Genomic DNA, 18,468 nt, shown 5'->3' with positions numbered 1-18,468 from the left:
AGATTATACTTTTACAACTTGAACCTCATCTTTACCGAGTAAGATCAAGTATTTTTCAATATTGTCAATCGAATAGGCTCGTGATAAGGCTTCTCCGTAGAGGGCTAACTGCCCACGATAGCGTTCAATAAGCTGATTTGCTTCATCATAACGGTCAGTCTTATAGTCAAAAAGAACGATACGATCCTTGAAAAGCAGATATCCGTCCAAGATCCCACGAACAACGAAGTCTTCCTGACTCTTTTGGTCTCGTTTGAGCATGGAAAAAGGTTGCTCTCTATAGAGATGGTTTGTATTGGCGAGAATTTCTTGACCGAGTGGCGTATCAAAGAAAGCTAGGATTTTAGAAAGATTGATCTTGTCTCGGACAGCTGGACTCGTTTGAACTTGTTTGAGGGTATCTTTTAGGCTAGCAAGCGTTGGTTGCTGACTGAGGTCGATTCTCTGCATGAGTTCGTGGGTTGCACTACCAATTTCTGCTCCTGTTACCTTTTCTTTAGTTGAAAAATCTGGTAAATCGAAGCTGATTTGCTTCTCTGGTGATTTGGTTTGGTTAGCAATTTGCACCCCTTCCATATCCATCACTGGTTCATAGAATTTCTTGATTTGGCTAGGAGTTTGGACGCTAGGAAGTTCAATAGCCGCACGGTGAAGAGTATTATAGACTTCTACTTCTTTCAGCATTTCAAGGGCTTCTTTGATGATTTCAGACTGGCGATTGTCTGCTTGGGAGCTATCTTGGAGAGGACTCTTGGTTTCCAACTCTCCGATAGCTTCTCTAGTCAGCTGATCTTCACCAACGAAACGATAGCTAAAGTTGAGATTATCCTTGGCAAATAACTTACTGATAGCCCAAATCCAATCTTGAAAATTCCTTGCTTGAAGTCTAGTGTTGCTGTTTAGTTTTCCATTTTTAGTTGCTAGATATTCCTTGGCTTCTAGCTTTTCACGAGAGCCCTTACCGACAAGATAGAGCTTTTTCTCTGCCCGTGTCATGGCAACATACAGCAAACGCATCTGCTCTGAATAGCTAGCCAGTTGAAGCTCTTCTTCATTCTGCGTATAAGTAAGGCTAGGAATGGAGAGTTTAATGGTTTTAGGATAGTGAGCTTCTACTGCTCCTGTTTCTACCTTGGCAATGTATTTGACACCAAGCCCATTTTGACGACTGAGAATAACATCAGACATTGAGTCTTGCTTATTGAAGTCCTGATCCATGTTGAGGATAAAGACATAAGGAAACTCCAGACCTTTACTCTTGTGAATGGTCATGAGTTCCACTGCATCTTTAGGCGGTGCGACGGCTACGCTTGCAAGATCATGCTGTGCTTCCAAAACCTGATCAATCATACGAATAAATCGAGACAAGCCCTTGAAATTACTCTTTTCAAACTGGTCTGCTCTCAAAGCTAGGGCATAGAGGTTGGCTTGTCTAGCAGGACCATTTGGCAAAGCTCCAACATAATCATAATAAAAACGGTCGTTGTAAATCTTCCAAATCAAGTCATAAAGGGAGTGGGTTTTGGCATACAAGCGCCAAGAATCCAAGATATCCATGAATTGATTTAGTTTTTCCGCTAAAGCTTTGTGAATTAACTCTTTCCGCTCAGTTACTTGTTTTTGAGTGTTAAGCAGTTTCTCATAAAGATTCTCTTGGACTTTATCAGCTGCTTTCTGAAGGGACAAACGTGCCAGATCGTCTTCATCAAAACCAAACATTGGAGACTTCATAAGGGCAACCAAGGCATAGTCTTGCAGAGGATTGTGGATGACACGAAGAGTATCTAGCATGACTTGCACTTCTAATGATTGGAGATAATTATTTTGTTCTCCGTCTGTTTTTACAGGAATTCCATACTCTGATAGAGCGAGGAGTATCTGGTCATTACGACTGCGACTGGAAGTCAAAAGAGCAATTTCCTTAAAGGCTACACCATTCTCTTGATGGAGTTTAAGGATTTCCTTGATGACTAAGCGCATTTCACCTGTTAGTTTTGTTTCTACTTGACTTTCTTCGTCCTCTTGCTCACTGTCGTCCTTATCGTAGAGAAGAAATTCTGCCTTGTTCTCAGGATTGGGCGTCAGTTTGGTATTGGCAAAAACAAGCTGGTGCATGCTATCGTAGTTGATTTCACCAACCTCTTGGTCCATAAGCCGTTCAAAGACATGGTTGGTTGCTGATAGCACTTCTGAACTACTTCGGAAATTTTCCTTGAGGAGAATCAACTTGCCTTCTTGAGGATTTTGCGCATAGCGTTGGAATTTCTCATTGAAAATCTGTGGATCCGCCTGACGGAAACGGTAGATGGACTGCTTGATATCCCCCACCATAAAGCGATTGTGGCCATTAGACAGCAATTCCAGCATCCGTTCTTGAATGTGGTTGGTATCCTGATACTCATCGACCATGACTTCATGGAAGCGCTCCTGATATGCATCACGAACTTGTGGGAAATTCTCTAGAATCTCGATGGTATAATGGCTAATATCAGCAAATTCAAAGGCATTTTCCTGGCGTTTACGTTCACGATAAGCTGCCACAAAATCACTCATAAAGTTTTGGAAAGTTTTAGCTAATTTCCAGGTGTCTCCATGATAACGTTCTTGATAGTCGAGAATTGTTATCTGGTCTGCTAGTTGTCCAAGTTTTGCAAACTGGGATTTTCTCTCTTCGTTATAAGCATCTGCAAGTGGCTTCAAATCAGCCTTTCGACTAGAGTTAGCAAGAGCCCGACCATTTTTCTCCTTAGAGATAGCGACAACACGTGAAAGAACCTTTTGATAAGTCTGACTATCGGACTCGCGATTTAAGGAGCCAATTTCATCCAAAACATCTTGAACAGCTTCTAAATAGGCAGCTTTGGGAAATTCCTTGGCATCATTATCCAGATGATGACGGAAAAAGCTTTCCAAATCCCAAAGCGCCTGCTTGATTTGCTCGGTTAGTTTTTCTTTTTCACTAGCAAAATCAGCTTCTTCAAATCCCTTTAGGAAAGAATCGCTCAGCCATTTTTGCGGATTGCTGGTCGATTGCAAAAAGTCATAAATTTTGTAGACTTGCTGGCGCAGGCCACGTTCATCCTTGCCTCGTCCAGCAAAGTTCTTCACCAAACGACTAAATTTCTCTTTGTTTTCACCTTGGTAATGGTCTTCAAAAACCTGATGAAAAACTTCGTTTTTTAAGATTAACTGTTCACTTTCATTTTGTAGAATACGGAAATTTGGTGCGATATCAATCAGGTAGCCATGTTTGCCGAGGAACTTTTGAGTGAAGGAGTCCATGGTTCCGATGGCCGCGTTTGGCAGATCAGCCAACTGTCGTCCCAAGTGTTGTTTGAGATCAACATCATCGGTTTCTTGGATTTGCTGGCTGATTTTTTTCTCCAAGCGTTCCTTGAGTTCGGTAGCAGCCTTGACAGTAAAGGTTGAGATAAAGAGTTGAGAAATTTCCACGCCACGTGCTAATTGGTCCAGAATGCGCTCTGCCATGACAAAGGTTTTCCCTGAACCAGCAGACGCTGAGACTAGGATATTTTGCCCTGCAGTATAAATGGCTTGGATTTGCTCGGCTGTTTTCTTCTGTTCTTTGCTCGAACTCGCTTCTGCTTCTTGCAGTTTTTGAATCTCTTCCTCAGTTAAAAAGGAAATAGGCTTCATCGATTCAACTCCTCTCTCATTTTTTCAAACCATGCTTGCTTGAGTTTTTCTCCGACCAGACGTTTGCCATCCGCTAAATCTAACTTCTCTAGAAAGCGTGCTTGACCTAGATGGTAGTTTGCTTCAAATCCTGTAATTGCCTGATGTTGCTGGACGTACGGGGCAATGCTTCTGCCATTTTCGGTATAAGGATTGATGGTGAACCGTCCTTGTAAAATCTTCTCAGCTGCTTTCTTGTAAAGATGGGCATTATAGTCTAGTAAGAGCTGGAACTCCTCATCTGTCAGCTGATTGACCTTGTTTTTGTTGTAAAATTCCCCTAAATGACTACTTTCTTTTTCTAAGAAAAGACCCTGATATTTCATAGACTTGCTGGCTTCTGCTACTGCTCCAGCCAAACTCTTAACGGTCAACAGAGATTGGACAGGTTCAGCCATTTCCAAGTACATAGCACCGAAAAAGTTCTGCTCCCCTTTACTTTTTAGGGCAGCAAGATAGGTTGGTAACTGGGAATTAAGCCCATTGAAGAAATGAGGAAACTGGAACTGGGTCAAACTAGATTTATAGTCCACCACTCCTAGCGCTCCATCAGCTTTCAGGCGGTCAATACGGTCAACCTTGCCTCGCACATGAACACTTCGCCCATTATCCAATTGAATAAATGCCTGGTCTTTCCCGCCAAATGTTGCTTCCTCTTGGATGGTTTCGATGGCTGGATTATGACGTAGGATGTGGCCAGTGGTCCGAGCGACATCAAGCAGAACTTCCTTGGTAAACTGGGCTTCCAAACTTTCCTGATAAATAGCCTCAAATTCGAGTTCCTGATCAGTTTCTTGGATAGCCTGTTCCAAACGTTGGTCAAAGGAATCTTCGTCAGGTAACTGCAAGGCACGTTCAAAAATACGATGCAAAAAATTTCCGTGACTGCGAGCATCCGGACGCAGGCGTAATTCTTCCTGCAAACCTAAGACATAACGGAGGAAATAACTGTATTCATTGCGGTAAAACTCCGTCAAACCAGAGGTAGACAGGTAAAACTCTTTGTCAGCTGGATAGAGAGCCTGCAAGGTCTCTTTCTCTAATGATTTGCTACTTGGACTAGTTGGGATAGCTGGATTTGTAAGGCCTTTTTGATCTAGTTTTTTACCCATCACACGCGCCAAAACCTTAACAAAAGTTAAATCTTGCTCCCTATTACTCGTCTCGCCCTGCTGGTGATAGGCAACTAGACTAGACAAGAGACTGTGATAAGAACCCATATCATCCTTAGACAGACTTTTTTGATGAATCTTCTTCTCTGTCCGACTAAATCCAAAATGGACCAGCTCTTGAAGATAGGCTGATTCTTTACTCTCATTTTCATTGAGGAGACTTGGTGCTGACAAAATCAACTGTTTGCGAGCAGCATTAACTAAGGAAAGCGTGGTGTAGCGATTTTTCTTGAGGTTTTCACTACTTGCAATCAGTAATTGCGCTCCCTCTTCAGTCGCTTGGTTTAGGCTTTGTCTTTCTTCGTCTGTTAAAAGACTGGTGTTTTGCGCGATTTTTGGTAGATGATCCTGAGTCAGCCCAATGGCATAGACAAAGTCAGCTGTCAGAGGCGCAATCAGTTCATAACTCTGCACCAGAACGGTGTCCACTGTCGCTGGAATGGTGCGATACTGGGACAAACTCATCCCAGAATGGAGCAAGGCTAAGAAGTCCTCTAGACTAACTTGTGAACCTGCAAAAACCGTCGCAAATTGTTCTAAAACATGGCAGAAGGCTTTCCAAACTTCAGCTTGTCTTTCCTGCTCTAGGACTTCCATAGTGGATGTTAAACCTTGCATCTGCTTGCTTAAAGCAGCATTTTTTAGAAAAGCACTCCACTTTTGCAAGAGATTTTTAGCCTTTTGTTTTCGGCTAGCAAATAAGGTTTCAAGTGGCGCCAAAACTCGCAGACGAATAGCATTCAGGCGTTCCAAATCAAACTTTCCATGGTGGGATTTTGTGAAGGTCTGCTGAAAAGCTGGCAAGCCATTGATGCCAAGATAGCGGAGATATTGCTCGAAAGCATCAATCTCAGCCTGACTTAGGTCAGTATACAAGCCTGTTCTGAGGAGATTAATCAAATCCTCCTGACGGAAACGGTAGCGTTTTAATCGTAAAATAGACTCCACATACTGGGTCAAGGGATGATGGGCCATGGATTCGCTTTTACCAAGATAGAATGGAATCTGGTACTGGTCAAAAATGGTCTTTAAGGACAACTGATAAGAAGCTACATCTCCCAAGAGAATTCGGAAATGCTTGTAACTCAGTTCTGGATGGTCATGTAATTTCTGACGAATGCTACGGGCTACTAATTCCAACTCCTCTTTTTGCGTCAAGCAAGACCAGATTTGCAAATTTTCACGGTCCTTCTCATCGACATCTAAAGCGAGTTCTGAAAAGTCATAAGAAGACTCCAGCAAACGTGAGGCCTTGTCAAAACTATCCATTTTCTCATGAGTCTGAGAACGATTCTGAGCAGGTGTTTGGTATTTTGCCCCCAAATGATGAAGAAATTCCACACTGGCTTGGTAGAGATTCCCTTCAGTGAAAGGACTGGTATAAGCCTTTTTACTTGCATAAGCACCAATGACAATCTCAACACCTTTACGCTGGAGCAGATCCACCACATGTTCTTCCTCAGCAGAAAAACGGGTAAACCCGTCAATGACTAAGGCAATCTGACTGAAATCACTACTTACCTTATCATTCTCAATAGCCTCAATCAAATGGGTCAACTGTCTTCCCTGAGCCAACTGGTTTTGATTGAGATAAGCAGTCACTTTCTCAAAAATCAAGAGTAAATCTGCTCTCTTATCCTCATCGGTCAAACTTTCCAAGTCCAAAAAGCTCATCTGAGCAGTTGTCATCTCGTGATAAAGTTCAATCAACTGCTGGATAAATTGAGGGTCTTGTTTAATAGCTCCATAAACTCGTAACCCTTTAGGATCAAGTTCAGCAAGGCATTTATAAAAGGCCATTCCAAGGCCGATGTCATCAAGACTGGTCTTTGTAGGCAAGTCATTTAAAATCAGGTAACGAGCCATTTGAGCAAAACGCGTGACGGTAATAGCAAAAGAAGCCTGCTGGGACAAGCATTTCAGCACGGCGCGTTCCTTTTCAAATGAAAGAGAGTTGGGGGCGATGTAGAAGACCCGCTTGCCCGCAGCAACTAGCTCTTCCGCCTCTCTGGTCAAGGTTTCTATCAAAGAAGTCCGAATATCAGTATAAAGTAATTTCATCTCTGCCTCGTTTGGTTTCTCAAAGTTTCTTACTCTATTATAGCAAAGTTTGCTTCACAGTCCAAATCCAAAATTCTTGTTGACAATCATTTAACTAGCAAATCAATCAAGCTTCGTCATCCACTTTCATATGATGAAAGATATATAGGAAAAAGTCTTTGGAAACTTCAAAATGCCCATAACGAAGCCTAGAAGTATAGCCTTTCCATTCAGGATGTTGTCTGGCTATTTCTATGGAGCAATCTTTGACTGGTAGATAGTACTCAACATCTCTTCTAAAGGGAAAGAATCCTTCAAACTGCTCTACTTGATAGGCTTTGTCATCTATAATTTTACCTACGGCCACAAAAGCCTGTAACTTATCTTGACCGTTCATATCGTATTTGGGGCTATAGTATAAAAGATAATCTCCTTTTTTCATACGGTTTAAGGGGCCGCCCTTTCCATGACAGACCTGACAAAAATTTCCCTCAACTCCTCTTAAAACATGATTCTTTGAAACAACTCCGACCCAATATCTAGGCATTTTTATCCTCCAACTCTGCTAACATGCGATTAAAACTTTCTCTATCGTTAGAAAGTTTTTCAAAAAATTTTTCATCAATCCCTTCTACTAAGGGTAAAGCTTGATTGATCTTCTCCGCGCCAGACTTCGTCACTAAGACCAGTTTTGCCCGACTATCCTTTGGATGTTGATCGCGACTAATGTAGTCTTTCCTCTCTAATAGTCTAACAATCTGGGAAACCGTCATAACATCCATACCGGTGAACCGAGCAATATCAACTTGCGTTACATATTCCTCTCTATTGTTCAAAAACAAGAGCGAGGTCAAAACAATAAATTGAGGCAAAGTGAGACCAACTGATTTCAAGCCTCTTTTTAAGTTGTTTTCCCACTTGTTGTAGACTTTGATGAAAAGAAGACCTGTAGACTCTGTTTCATCGTTTTTATAAATTGAATTAAACTGATATTGTGGCATTTTTTCTCCTTAAATATTAAGTATACATATTATATAAGAATTTATTTTGTTTTTCAAGAAAAGGAAAGTCGAATTTTACAATTCTGTCAGACATTTTATAGTCTATATGCTATAATAAAAGCAAAATACCTAGAAAAGGAAGTCTTATGATTAAACTACTAGCCTTGGATATGGACGGAACTCTCCTCAATGAAGCCAAGGAAATCCCTCAAGCCCACATTACTGCCATTCACCAGGCCATTGAAAAAGGCGTCAAATTGGTTCTCTGTACAGGTCGACCGCTTTTCGGTGTCCTCCCCTACTATAAAAAACTAGGACTTGACCTCCAGAATGAGTATGTCATTGTCAATAACGGTTGCTCAACCCACCAGACCAGTGACTGGAGTCTAGTTGACTGGCAAGAACTCAGTCCTGCTGATATCGAATACCTCTATGACCTAGCTGAAAAAAGCGACGTCCAGTTGACTCTCTTTGATGAAGAACATTATTTTGTCCTTGGTGGCAAGCCAAATGAAATCGTTCAAAATGATGCCAAACTAGTCTTTTCAGACCTGACTGAAATTTCCCTTGAGGAAGCCACCAGTGGTAAGTATCGTATGTTCCAAGGCATGTTTTTAGGCACTAAAGAACAAACAGATAATTTTGAAGAGCGTTTTGCTGAAGAACTCTGCCAACGATTTAGTGGTGTTCGTTCGCAGCCTGTCATTTATGAAGCTATGCCACTTGGAACCACAAAGGCTACTGCTCTTTCACGACTAGCTGAGATTTTACAGATTGAGCCGTCAGAAATTATGGCCATGGGTGATGCTAATAACGATATCGAAATGCTTCAGTTTGCCGGTCTTGGTATTGCTATGGGAAATGCTAGCAACCATGTCAAATCCCTTGCTAATGACGTCACAACCAGTAACGAAGAAGACGGCGTCGCGCGTGCCATTGAGAAGTATATTTTATAGAGAAAATTCCCAGTTAAATCCTTAACTGGGTTTTTGACATTTTAAAAATCAGAAAACTTTAGAAACTCTTTAGAAATACTTGAACTTTCTTTGATTTCTATAGCTTATACTAAAGTTAGTAAAATAAATCAAAAGGAGAAAATCATGAAAACAGTACTCGAAATTCATGGACTGACCAAACAATTCGGCCAACAAGCTATTCTTCAAGATCTTCATCTAACGATAAAAGAGGGAGATATTTATGGTTTAATTGGAAAAAACGGAGCAGGTAAAACTACTCTTATCAAAATCATTACACAACTACTGTTTGCGGATAAAGGAACTATTTCCCTCTTTTCTAGTCAATCGGAAAATGAGTGGACCAAAGCCCTATCTCGAGTAGGTTCAGTTATCGAAACACCTGTAGCTCATAATCACTTAACAGCCTATCAAAATCTAAAATATTATTGTATGATTCGGCATATTCCAAATGCTGATCAAGTTATTCGAGAAACGCTGGACTATGTGGGTTTGTCAGATACAGGTAAAAAAGTCTTTCGTGATTTCTCACTAGGAATGAAACAAAGGCTTGGCATCGCCATTGCCCTTCTATCCAAACCTGATTTCCTGATTCTTGATGAACCCATTAACGGTCTCGACCCAATTGGAATCAAAGAATTTCGCCTCATGATCCAGCGGCTCAATCAAGAAAAAGGCATAACTATCCTCATCTCTAGCCATATCTTGTCTGAACTCTATCTCCTAGCTAATCGCTTTGGTATCTTAGATCAAGGTAAGATTATCCGTGAAATCAGCAAAGCTGAATTTGAAACACTAAGTGAGGATTATATCGTGCTTAGAACAAGCGATAAAGAAAGAGCTTGTCAAGTATTGAAGGAACAAATCCAACTCCAGTTTAAGGTTGTAAATCCTGAAAATGAAATCCATATCTTTGGTAATGAACAAGATGTCAAACAGATCCTCAAGCAACTAACTTTGGCAGATGTTTCTATTGAAGAGATTTACTTTGCCCGTCAAAACCTAGAAGAATACTTCACACAATTGGTAGAATAGGAGAAAAATCATGATACACACCATTCAAGCAGATTTTTACCGTCTTTTCCGCTCCAAAGGATTCTGGATTACAGAATTCATTCTCTTTGTACTTATGTTACTGGGTGCTACTATTGGCGCTACAGGACATCTAATGTCCGTTCAAACAGCACCACCTGAGACTCCTACCCATGGTTGGAATGGGATAGAAGCTCTAATCAACGTGTCAAATAACGGCTCAAACCTCGTTTTCCTCTGTATTATTCTAGTATGTTTAGTTCTTGGGGTTGATCTAATCGGCAAGCTTTATAAAAATAGTTTGACAGTCGGTGTTTCTCGTACAGAATTTTTCCTTGCTAAATTCTTTGTTCTAGCAAGTATCGCTCTCTTACAACTCATTACCAGTCTTGTGATTGCCTTTATTCCCGCGACTCTACTAAACGGACTTGGTACAATGCCTGATGGTTTTGTTACTAATCTCCTCTTGACGATTTCCCTTCAATTTCTCTGCCTTCTAGCTTGGCTTTCGATTGTTTCCTTTATTCTCTACCTAACTCATTCTTATCTTGCCGTATTTATTGGTTATCTGATTAGCTCTATCGTCATTTCTATTCCAATGCTTGTTTTCCCAGACATTGAAATTCTACGATATTTAATTCTAGATTTTGCCTATGCTATGACTAGTAATAGTCAATCTATTCTCTATACAATCACGGTTTGCGTAGTTGTCATCCTTATCTTCTCTCTTAGTGGCCTTACCATTTTCAAGAAGAAAAGCTTATAAATAAAGCCTCCTCTAGGATATAGAGGAGGTTTCTTCTGTTAAAGATAAATAAAGACTGAAAACCATTCTCCATCAGTGGCTAGCTTCATTTCCGCTCCAAGAAGATGAACTAATTCCTCAGTAATATAGAGACCTAAACCAGAGGATTCTTCGGTATCTGACATATTTTCAGAATAAAAACGATTGCTGAGATTGTCTATATTCTTGATAGGTTTTTTGACTAGGTTATCAATTTCCAAAACAAGTCTATTTTCTTCCTTTTTCAAAGAAAGTCGAGCCTTCTCCTTACCGTGCTTGAGAACATTTCCAAGAAGGTTTTGTATAATTCGATCAAGCAAGTCCTCATCAGTCGTCGTTTTCAATCCTGGTTCAACGTTAAAATCAAGAACAATCTGTGAAGATTGAAAAACGTCGTAATAAGTTAAAGTCTTCTTCGTTATAAAAGTTGATAAATCAAGCTCTTCCAGTTTCGGTTTGACTGCTCCTTCCATCAAATGACGGTATTCAAGGAGAGCCTCCAAACGTTTGGAAACCAAATCCTGATGATGGGCTATTTTGCTTAAAGTTTCCTGACTATTATCGGGATGCTTTATTAGTTGCTGAGTGTATCCTGAAGCGATTGTTAAAGGTGTCCGAATATCATGAGCAATGTTACTGATTGCCATATCTAGGGTGCGCTTTTCACGTTTCATGATTAGCTGGTTTTGCTCTACTTCTTGAAACAGATTCTCAATTTGGTTATGTAGACGCAAAATGGTCTTTGAAAAGAAATTTACCCCGATCCTCTTCATGCTACCCGAGCGAATCTTCTCTTCGATTTGTCTGCTTAAATCTCTAACTGTTAGATGATAGCGAATCAAAGAAACTGATAAAACGATGTTAATAAGGAGCAATATTGATAGCAAAATATAAATCATTGCTTGTCTCCTTTTAATCGTACACCAACTCCCCAAATGGTTTCAATGTACTCATGATTTGGATCCAGTTGATGCAGTTTTTTACGGAGATTGCTTAGATGAGTGTTGAGCGTATTATCTCCAGGCAGGTAACTTTCTTCCCAAATCAATTCATAGAGTTCTTCCTTGGTGAAGATTTTTTTAGGATGATGGAGCAACATTTGGAGAATCTGGCACTCTTTCTTTGCAAGGCGAATGGTTTCAGTTGTGCTACTTATTTCAAAACTATCCGCATCGAACTGGATATTTTTAATGTTTTGCACCGAATTTTCAGCATTTCTTTGATCTTCTGACTGATGTTCACCACTTTGGCGTAATTGCACAGTGACTCTGGCAAAGACTTCGTCCAAATCAAAAGGTTTTACTACATAATCATTGGCACCATCTAGGAGATATTGGCCGATAAGCTTTTTATCACCCAAAGCAGTGAGCATGATGATCGGAGTCTGACTAGTTTGTCGAATGGCTTGCAAGACTTGGTCGCCATTTTTCCCAGGAAGCATGATATCTAGCAAAACGAGATCAATGCCTCCTTTGTCAAATTGCATGATACCTTCTGTGCCAGAAAAGGCTTGAATCACCTCATGTTCCTCTGCAAGAAGGGTTCTTAAGATTTCCTGAATTTCATTATTATCTTCAATTACAAGTATGCTCGCCATAAACCTCGTCCTTTCTAAAACTATTATAACATGTTTTGTTAGGAATTCCAGATACAGAAAAGCTCCTCTCACATTTTAAGCAAGAAGGAGCTAATGAAAATTGAATCTACTTAACCAAATAAGCAATCAAGGTTATGATCCATAGATGAGCTGGGTAGAAAATATAAAAGAAATATTTACTCCAACTGGTTTCTTGTCCTCGCTGTCCATTATAAAGTGCCATAAAAGGAAATACGGTGATAAAGAGCCAGTCAGAATTGTAAAGCATCATTTCCAAGGTTTGGTACCAAGTATCATAGGTATGGATAGAAGTCACTAACAGGAAAGCCCAAAGTAGAGTATAGAGGAGATTTCGCAATCCCTTGCGATTTCGACAAGAGTAACTAATCAAGAGAAATGGTAGCATGGTGATACCACCCTCAGTAAAAAGACAACCGAAAATCAAAAGCCCAGCAACTCCAATCCAACGCCACAACTTCTCTTTTTGATCCAACTCTTTTCGAGGAAAACCAATCCAAAGCATGGTGACACCGATAGCCAAAGTCAGAAAAATGTTATTAGTGACCATTACTCCTTTAGATGCAAATAGGGTATTGAGGAGGCTATTGCCTGCGAACATGATAAGCGCCCAACTCCAGAGGCGGATGAGATAGTCTTTCAGATTTCGAGTATGGATAAAACCTTCCATAGCCATATACGCAAACCAAACTCCCACGCAACGTGTCATAGCGTGGAAAATACCTTCCCACAGAGGAGAAACAATCCCTGTGATATGAGGGATATGGTCTAGAACCATTACTGCCGCCATCAGATACTTCAACTGCGTTGCATTCCATTTTTTCATAATAAACCTCTTTCTTTTTGATCTACATAGAGTATAGCATATATTTCCACGCATAATCGTACACCTATCTTACATTTAAAAAGCCTATCTTACATTTTTGTAAGACAGGCGTGAATATCAAAAAATGATATCAAGAAATAATAGAAAACAGAAAAAATCAAGTTTGAATTGAAACTGCTTTAATATTAACATTATTTCAGAACTATAAATTAATTTTATTAAACAGACACAATTCTCAACGAAACTAGTTCGACAATCTATTGTCATCTTCATGTTTTAGGAACTTATGGATTTAAATCCACTTTTCACCTAATTATATACCGTTTATAGAATAATCATAAGCATTAAACTGTTGATTATCTTTGATTTAAAATCATTATTATAAACTTTAATTTAGGTATCTTTAGCAACTTACAATATGATATAATTAACTATAAGAATATTAGTTAAGGACAACATAAATGGAAAATCATTTGCTCAATAGTTTAGCTTCTCTATTACATATAAATAAATCTTCTAACGAGAATTCGAATGTAAAACTTGAAAGTCTAGCTCCAATAGACTACACTCAAATTGCTTCTGATGAATTTGAAACAAATTACTATAAAATTTATAAAGATGTATTGAATAATGTAACTCAAGATAAGCTTATAAAAAATGTTGGGGTAACTGGTGGATATGGAACTGGAAAAAGCTCAATAATTCATAGTTATTTTAATGAATTAAAGAGTAAAACAAGTATTTATATCTCATTAGCACATTTTGATAGTTTAGCAGGAAATACTATTCCTACTTCCCAAGATGATAAAGCAATAAATAGTCAGATAGATAACATTTTAGAGATGAAAATTGTCAACCAATTAGTAAATCAAATCAAACCAAATAAAATACCAAAAGCAAACTTTTTGACTAAAAAAATATCAAAAATTATAAAATTTTCTTTTATTTATTATTAATTATTTATTTAATCCTTTATTATAAATTTTTATTACCAGTTATAACTGAAAAAATTACATATGGCATTAAAAATTTCCCACCTAATCTTGAATCTAATGATTACATTCTCATCTTTATATCTGTCATAGCTATGATTATCTTATATTACCTTTTATCAAATACAATTAAGAAAATAATATATAAAGGAAATTGGTCAAAACTGACAATAAATACCATGGGAATTAACGTAAACATGGAAAATAGAGACTTTTCTACAGTCTCATATTTTGATAATTTTCTATCTGATGTTATTTATCTTTTTGATGAATCTGATGCAGATTTTGTAATTTTTGAAGACTTAGATAGATTTAACGACCATTCAATATTCGAAAAATTAAGAGAAATTAACTTAATGGTAAACCAAAGAAGGAATTCTTCAAACGATAAGAAATTGATGTTTTTCTATGTAATAAGTGATGAAGTATTTTCTGAAAAAAATGTTGATCCTACAAATAACAGTAAAAATATTTCAGCAACAGAGAAAACAAAATTTTTTGATGTAATTATTCCAATCATCCCTATTATAAACAATACAAATTCATTTGATTATCTAAAATCAAGGTTGCTAGGAGACATAGAAAATACAGATAAAAATGAATTCGAGACTTTTTTATATCAAATTTCCATATTTATTGATGACCTTAGAGTTCTTAAAAATATAGTAAATGAATTTAAAATTTACAAAAAAATTCATAAAAATAATATTAAAAAAATAGATTACAAACAACTACTTGCACTGATAATATATAAAACACTAAACTCCAGTGATTTTAATGACCTAGTTAAATCTAAAGGAGACTTGTACACTCAAATAAAAAATTCATTGGAGGATAACGATGAGTGAGATTGCAAAATTTTTGATAAAAAATAATCTTATTAATGAAACATATACAGATTACTTAGTTAGACAATCCCCAGATGGTCTTCGTGAAGATGAAAAAAAATTTTTTATGTCTGTATTATTAAAGGATAGGGAGGAATTAAAGAAAATAAAAGTTCTTAAACAGGATAAAATTTATGAAATATTCTTAAAATTATCCGATCATCACTTTTCTGTTGATAATTTTTTTAATGAAGCAATTTATGATTATTTTAATAAAGCATTTGCTGATAACAATGAAAATATTATTAAAGGTATAGAAGATTACTTTAAAAAAATAATCTTCCTTCAAGATGTAAATGACCCCCAAAAAATTACACTAAATATAAATAGCATATCTAGAATACTTTATAATAAATTGGTAAATCCACAAGAAGATCATCTCTTCACCAAAATGAAGAGCTATGTTTTAGAGAGTCAAATAAGCGATAATATAAATGATGATGTAAAATTACTACTATTAATTCTAGATAAAAAAATAAATTTAGACGTCATTGTTAATACTTTTAATTTAGACGACAGTGTTAATATTCTTAATTTAGACGTCAGTGTTAATACTCTTCTTGAAAAAATACAGAATATTTCCAAGGAAGCAGATAAACAGACTCTAGAAAAGGAATTATTATATTTAATTAGTAAAAAAATAAATAATAAAATACCAATAATAATGTTTGATCCCTCTGATTTCCAAAAAGTTAGATCGGAGCAAAAGGAATTTTACAAGACTTTGTGGGAGAAGGAAAAGATTTCATTAAATTCTTCAACTTTATTAGCTATTTTATCCATTTTTGAAGATAAACAAATCGATAGCTATGAAAATATTTATGATAAACTAAACACTCTTGATGCAAAAAAGACTATAATAAAATTATTAAATTATATAGATTCTAATATTTTCAGCAATATCGAAATTTACTCACATGAATCAAATAACTTGTACATTACCTCTAATATTAATTCTTTCAGATCTATAATCCGGACCTACATGAATCACGAGGATAAAAAGATCCCATTTAATCTTTTCAACCCTACCATTTTATGGCAAGAACTAACTAATGTTCAAAGTAAGATTTCTAGAAAACATTATAAAGAAATACTTAACACTTTAGATAAAGATTTTATCACCGAACAACTGAATAAATCTTCCATTTCTTTACCAACCTTTGAAGAACTAATAGAAAACTACAAAGATTCATTTACCAATAAAATTAATATCAAAACTTTAGAAATTGGTGAGATGAAATCTCTAGTTCGAAGACCAAATAGAAAACCTGATAATAGAAACGATAAACAGAAGAAATTAGCAGAATACATTAATCAGCATTCTAACATTGATGATATTAAAGAGAAAGTTATCAACCAATATAAAGTAAGAGACTTACTGAGTATAAAAAACTCAATAAACAACAAAGAAATATATATAGATATTCTGAATAAAAGAAAACTTTCTGCTAAAAACAGTAAAAATAAAATAGAGCAGCTAATAGCAGAATTAGAAACTAAAAATGAACTACCTTCAAACATGTAAGTAATTTATTAAGTCAATAAATCATATAAAGTATATACAGAAAACCTTAACCCTTTCACTTCAAACCAGTTATCCTTAACTACTTTTGACATAAGAATCCCTCTTATTCAGACACCAAACTAATCCCGAGACTTTTCTCGATAGACCACAAACCCTTTTGGAGAAATCACAAGCTGATTTTCCAATTCTTGGCAATGACTTGCTAGCGCTACAGAATCACGATCTACAAGATAGTTTTCACTTGATTGGTTAAAAATAACTTGGACTCTGTGTCCATCATAATCCCATGCTAGGGACACTACATCTGGCTTGATTTCTTTGAGAATAAATTTTCCATACTGAATAATATCTGAAACATCCTTGCGAAGCTGAATCAATTTCTTCATGAAATGAAGCATCTCATTACTGTCGGAAACACGTTCCCAAGGCATAACACGACGACAATCTGGATCTGGACCTCCGTCTAATTCTAACTCGGTTCCATAGTAAAAACACGGCGTCCCCCTTTGTAGAAAGAGGCAAGCAAGGGCAGACTTAACAAGTTGGACATCTCCCTTGGCAGTAGCCAAAATACGCTCCGTATCGTGAGAATCCAGAAGATTAAACATCACTTCCGAAATCTGCTGTCTGTAATACATAGACTGGCTATTGATTTCATCGATAAATTGATGAGGTTTCTTAACCCCACGCAAGAAATAATCCTTGATACTGTCAGAGAGAGGATAGTTCATGACCGCGTGGAATTCATCGCCATTTAACCAAGGCTGAGACGTGTGCCAGACTTCTCCAAGAATATAAAGGTCAGGCTTTTTAGCTAGGACAGCCTTCCGGAAATCTCGCCAAAATTGGTGGTCGACTTCATTGGCCACATCCAAGCGCCAAGCATCGATATCAAACTCTTCAATCCAGTAAGTCGCGACTCTTAGCAAATAGTCTCTAACTTGAGGATTTGCCGTATTGAGCTTGGGCATATAGCTCTCAAAGGCAAAGGTATGGTAAGGGAGCTTTCTTGGATTTGCAAGCTTATCCTTTGTCACTGGGAACTCTTGAACATGGAACCAGTCTTTATAAACAGAATTTTCACCGTGTTTGAGGACATCCTGCCACTGTGGCGACTGGTCTCCGATATGGTTGAAAACGGCATCCAGCATGATCTTCATGCCTCTCTGATGGGCCTGGTCAACCAGTTTACGGAAGGTTTTCTTGTCTCCAAAATGACGGTCAATTTCGAAATAATCCGTCGTATTGTACTTGTGATTGCTTGGAGATTCAAAAATCGGACAGAGATAAAGTCCTGTAATACCCAGGTCTTGCAAGTAATCCAGATGGTCAATAATACCTTGTAAATCACCACCAAAGAAATCGCTCGTCTTTGGTTTGATAGAGGAATCCCAAGCTAGCGAACCTTCTGGAGAAATCTCAGGATTGCCGTTGGCAAAACGTTCTGGGAAAATCTGATACCATACCGTCTCAGCCACCCAGTCAGGAACATGGCAAGCATCAATTTCATGAATGTAAGGAATTTTAAAACCATTTCCTTCGTAATGGAGGTTTTCTAGCGTATTTTCAACACAACCCTTATCGCCATATAAGATTTTTTGACCTTGCTTATCCCTGAGTTCAAAGAGATACTGGAGTCGTGCATAGCCCACCGTAACATCCACTTGCCAGTAATCAAACAAAGCATCGGAGGTAATTTTGGTCATCTCCTTGATTGCTTCATAACGGTCCTCTATAAAAATAAAAGGATCTCCATAATGTAAGTTGATGCTTTCAATATCATCTTTCTTGGTCCGGATACGAATGTGCATTGTCTTGTCTTTATAAAGATAAGCGTACTCCGACTCTGGTCTGTGGTAAATGGCTGTTAATTCCATTGTGCTGGCTCCTAATTTACTTTGATTCATTTAAAACGCAAACGTTT

The 18,468-nt window shown here is 37.6% G+C and carries 12 protein-coding genes and 1 pseudogene; 5 read left to right on the top strand and 8 right to left on the bottom strand.

Translation table 11 applies throughout. The features are described 5' to 3' along the window. Nucleotides 1–3: 3 nt before the first annotated feature. The 4 genes from addA to FGK98_RS04945 form a co-directional block, all read right to left on the bottom strand. Nucleotides 4–3,657: a helicase-exonuclease AddAB subunit AddA gene (gene addA / locus FGK98_RS04960; RefSeq protein ID WP_138100301.1), complete on the bottom strand. Its 3,654-nt coding sequence runs from the start codon at nt 3,655–3,657 to the stop codon at nt 4–6. Then, nucleotides 3,654–6,929, bottom strand: coding sequence for an ATP-dependent nuclease subunit B (gene rexB, locus FGK98_RS04955; RefSeq protein WP_138100300.1), 3,276 nt, complete (start codon nt 6,927–6,929; stop codon nt 3,654–3,656). The genes addA and rexB overlap by 4 nt, the downstream gene beginning before the upstream one ends. A 106-nt stretch (nt 6,930–7,035) precedes the next feature. After that, a complete protein-coding gene (locus tag FGK98_RS04950; RefSeq protein ID WP_138100299.1) occupies nt 7,036–7,455 on the bottom strand; it encodes an EVE domain-containing protein in 420 nt (139 codons plus the stop codon). Then, nucleotides 7,448–7,909, bottom strand: coding sequence for a MarR family winged helix-turn-helix transcriptional regulator (locus tag FGK98_RS04945; protein WP_138100298.1), 462 nt, complete (start codon nt 7,907–7,909; stop codon nt 7,448–7,450). Before FGK98_RS04945 ends, FGK98_RS04950 begins: the two co-directional genes overlap by 8 nt. Nucleotides 7,910–8,055: 146 nt before the next feature. Between FGK98_RS04945 and FGK98_RS04940 the strand changes: the two genes are divergently transcribed. The 3 genes from FGK98_RS04940 (at nt 8,056) to FGK98_RS04930 (ending at nt 10,681) form a co-directional block, all read left to right on the top strand. After that, entirely contained in the window at nt 8,056–8,865 is an 810-nt protein-coding gene (locus tag FGK98_RS04940; RefSeq protein WP_138100297.1) for a Cof-type HAD-IIB family hydrolase, read from the top strand. A 144-nt stretch (nt 8,866–9,009) separates the two neighbouring features. Then, entirely contained in the window at nt 9,010–9,918 is a 909-nt protein-coding gene (locus tag FGK98_RS04935) for an ABC transporter ATP-binding protein (protein ID WP_138100296.1), read from the top strand. A gap of 10 nt (nt 9,919–9,928) precedes the next feature. Next, nucleotides 9,929–10,681, top strand: coding sequence for an ABC transporter permease (locus FGK98_RS04930; protein ID WP_138100295.1), 753 nt, complete (start codon nt 9,929–9,931; stop codon nt 10,679–10,681). Between the two features lie 38 nt (nt 10,682–10,719). Here the strand turns inward: FGK98_RS04930 and FGK98_RS04925 are convergent, their stop codons facing one another. The 3 genes from FGK98_RS04925 to FGK98_RS04915 all read right to left on the bottom strand — a co-directional run bounded on the left by FGK98_RS04925 (nt 10,720) and on the right by FGK98_RS04915 (nt 13,140). Further along, on the bottom strand, nt 10,720–11,598 hold the full coding sequence (locus tag FGK98_RS04925; RefSeq protein WP_138100294.1) for a sensor histidine kinase: 879 nt from the start codon (nt 11,596–11,598) through the stop codon (nt 10,720–10,722). Further along, nucleotides 11,595–12,296: a response regulator transcription factor gene (locus FGK98_RS04920; protein ID WP_138100293.1), complete on the bottom strand. Its 702-nt coding sequence runs from the start codon at nt 12,294–12,296 to the stop codon at nt 11,595–11,597. Before FGK98_RS04920 ends, FGK98_RS04925 begins: the two co-directional genes overlap by 4 nt. Before the next feature lie 106 nt (nt 12,297–12,402). Then, complete coding sequence (locus FGK98_RS04915; protein WP_138100292.1) at nt 12,403–13,140, bottom strand: TraX family protein; 738 nt, start codon at nt 13,138–13,140, stop codon at nt 12,403–12,405. Between the two features lie 461 nt (nt 13,141–13,601). Here FGK98_RS04915 and FGK98_RS04905 point away from each other — a divergent pair. Then, nucleotides 13,602–14,980, top strand: a pseudogene (locus tag FGK98_RS04905) (YobI family P-loop NTPase). Continuing rightward, nucleotides 14,973–16,544 carry a hypothetical protein gene (locus FGK98_RS04900; RefSeq protein WP_138100289.1) on the top strand — a complete coding sequence of 524 codons (1,572 nt, stop codon included), beginning with the start codon at nt 14,973–14,975 and terminating at the stop codon, nt 16,542–16,544. The pseudogene FGK98_RS04905 and the gene FGK98_RS04900 overlap by 8 nt, the downstream one beginning before the upstream one ends. A gap of 119 nt (nt 16,545–16,663) precedes the next feature. Here the strand turns inward: FGK98_RS04900 and FGK98_RS04895 are convergent, their stop codons facing one another. Beyond that, a complete protein-coding gene (locus FGK98_RS04895) occupies nt 16,664–18,421 on the bottom strand; it encodes a glycoside hydrolase family 13 protein (protein WP_138101042.1) in 1,758 nt (585 codons plus the stop codon). Nucleotides 18,422–18,468 lie beyond the last annotated feature (47 nt).

This window comes from Streptococcus australis (genome assembly GCF_901543175.1).
GTDB lineage: Bacteria > Bacillota > Bacilli > Lactobacillales > Streptococcaceae > Streptococcus > Streptococcus australis_A.
Note: the sequence above shows the minus strand (reverse complement) of the source record. Positions and strands in the feature narration are given on the sequence as shown.

Bases quoted from the DNA above. Each gene is read 5' to 3' on its own strand.
- addA (WP_138100301.1), bottom strand. From the start codon at position 3,657: ATGAAGCCTATTTCCTTTTTAACTGAGGAAGAGATTCAAAAACTGCAA.
- rexB (WP_138100300.1), bottom strand. From the start codon at position 6,929: ATGAAATTACTTTATACTGATATTCGGACTTCTTTGATAGAAACCTTG.
- FGK98_RS04950 (WP_138100299.1), bottom strand. From the start codon at position 7,455: ATGCCTAGATATTGGGTCGGAGTTGTTTCAAAGAATCATGTTTTAAGA.
- FGK98_RS04945 (WP_138100298.1), bottom strand. From the start codon at position 7,909: ATGCCACAATATCAGTTTAATTCAATTTATAAAAACGATGAAACAGAG.
- FGK98_RS04940 (WP_138100297.1), top strand. From the start codon at position 8,056: ATGATTAAACTACTAGCCTTGGATATGGACGGAACTCTCCTCAATGAA.
- FGK98_RS04935 (WP_138100296.1), top strand. From the start codon at position 9,010: ATGAAAACAGTACTCGAAATTCATGGACTGACCAAACAATTCGGCCAA.
- FGK98_RS04930 (WP_138100295.1), top strand. From the start codon at position 9,929: ATGATACACACCATTCAAGCAGATTTTTACCGTCTTTTCCGCTCCAAA.
- FGK98_RS04925 (WP_138100294.1), bottom strand. From the start codon at position 11,598: ATGATTTATATTTTGCTATCAATATTGCTCCTTATTAACATCGTTTTA.
- FGK98_RS04920 (WP_138100293.1), bottom strand. From the start codon at position 12,296: ATGGCGAGCATACTTGTAATTGAAGATAATAATGAAATTCAGGAAATC.
- FGK98_RS04915 (WP_138100292.1), bottom strand. From the start codon at position 13,140: ATGAAAAAATGGAATGCAACGCAGTTGAAGTATCTGATGGCGGCAGTA.
- FGK98_RS04900 (WP_138100289.1), top strand. From the start codon at position 14,973: ATGAGTGAGATTGCAAAATTTTTGATAAAAAATAATCTTATTAATGAA.
- FGK98_RS04895 (WP_138101042.1), bottom strand. From the start codon at position 18,421: ATGGAATTAACAGCCATTTACCACAGACCAGAGTCGGAGTACGCTTAT.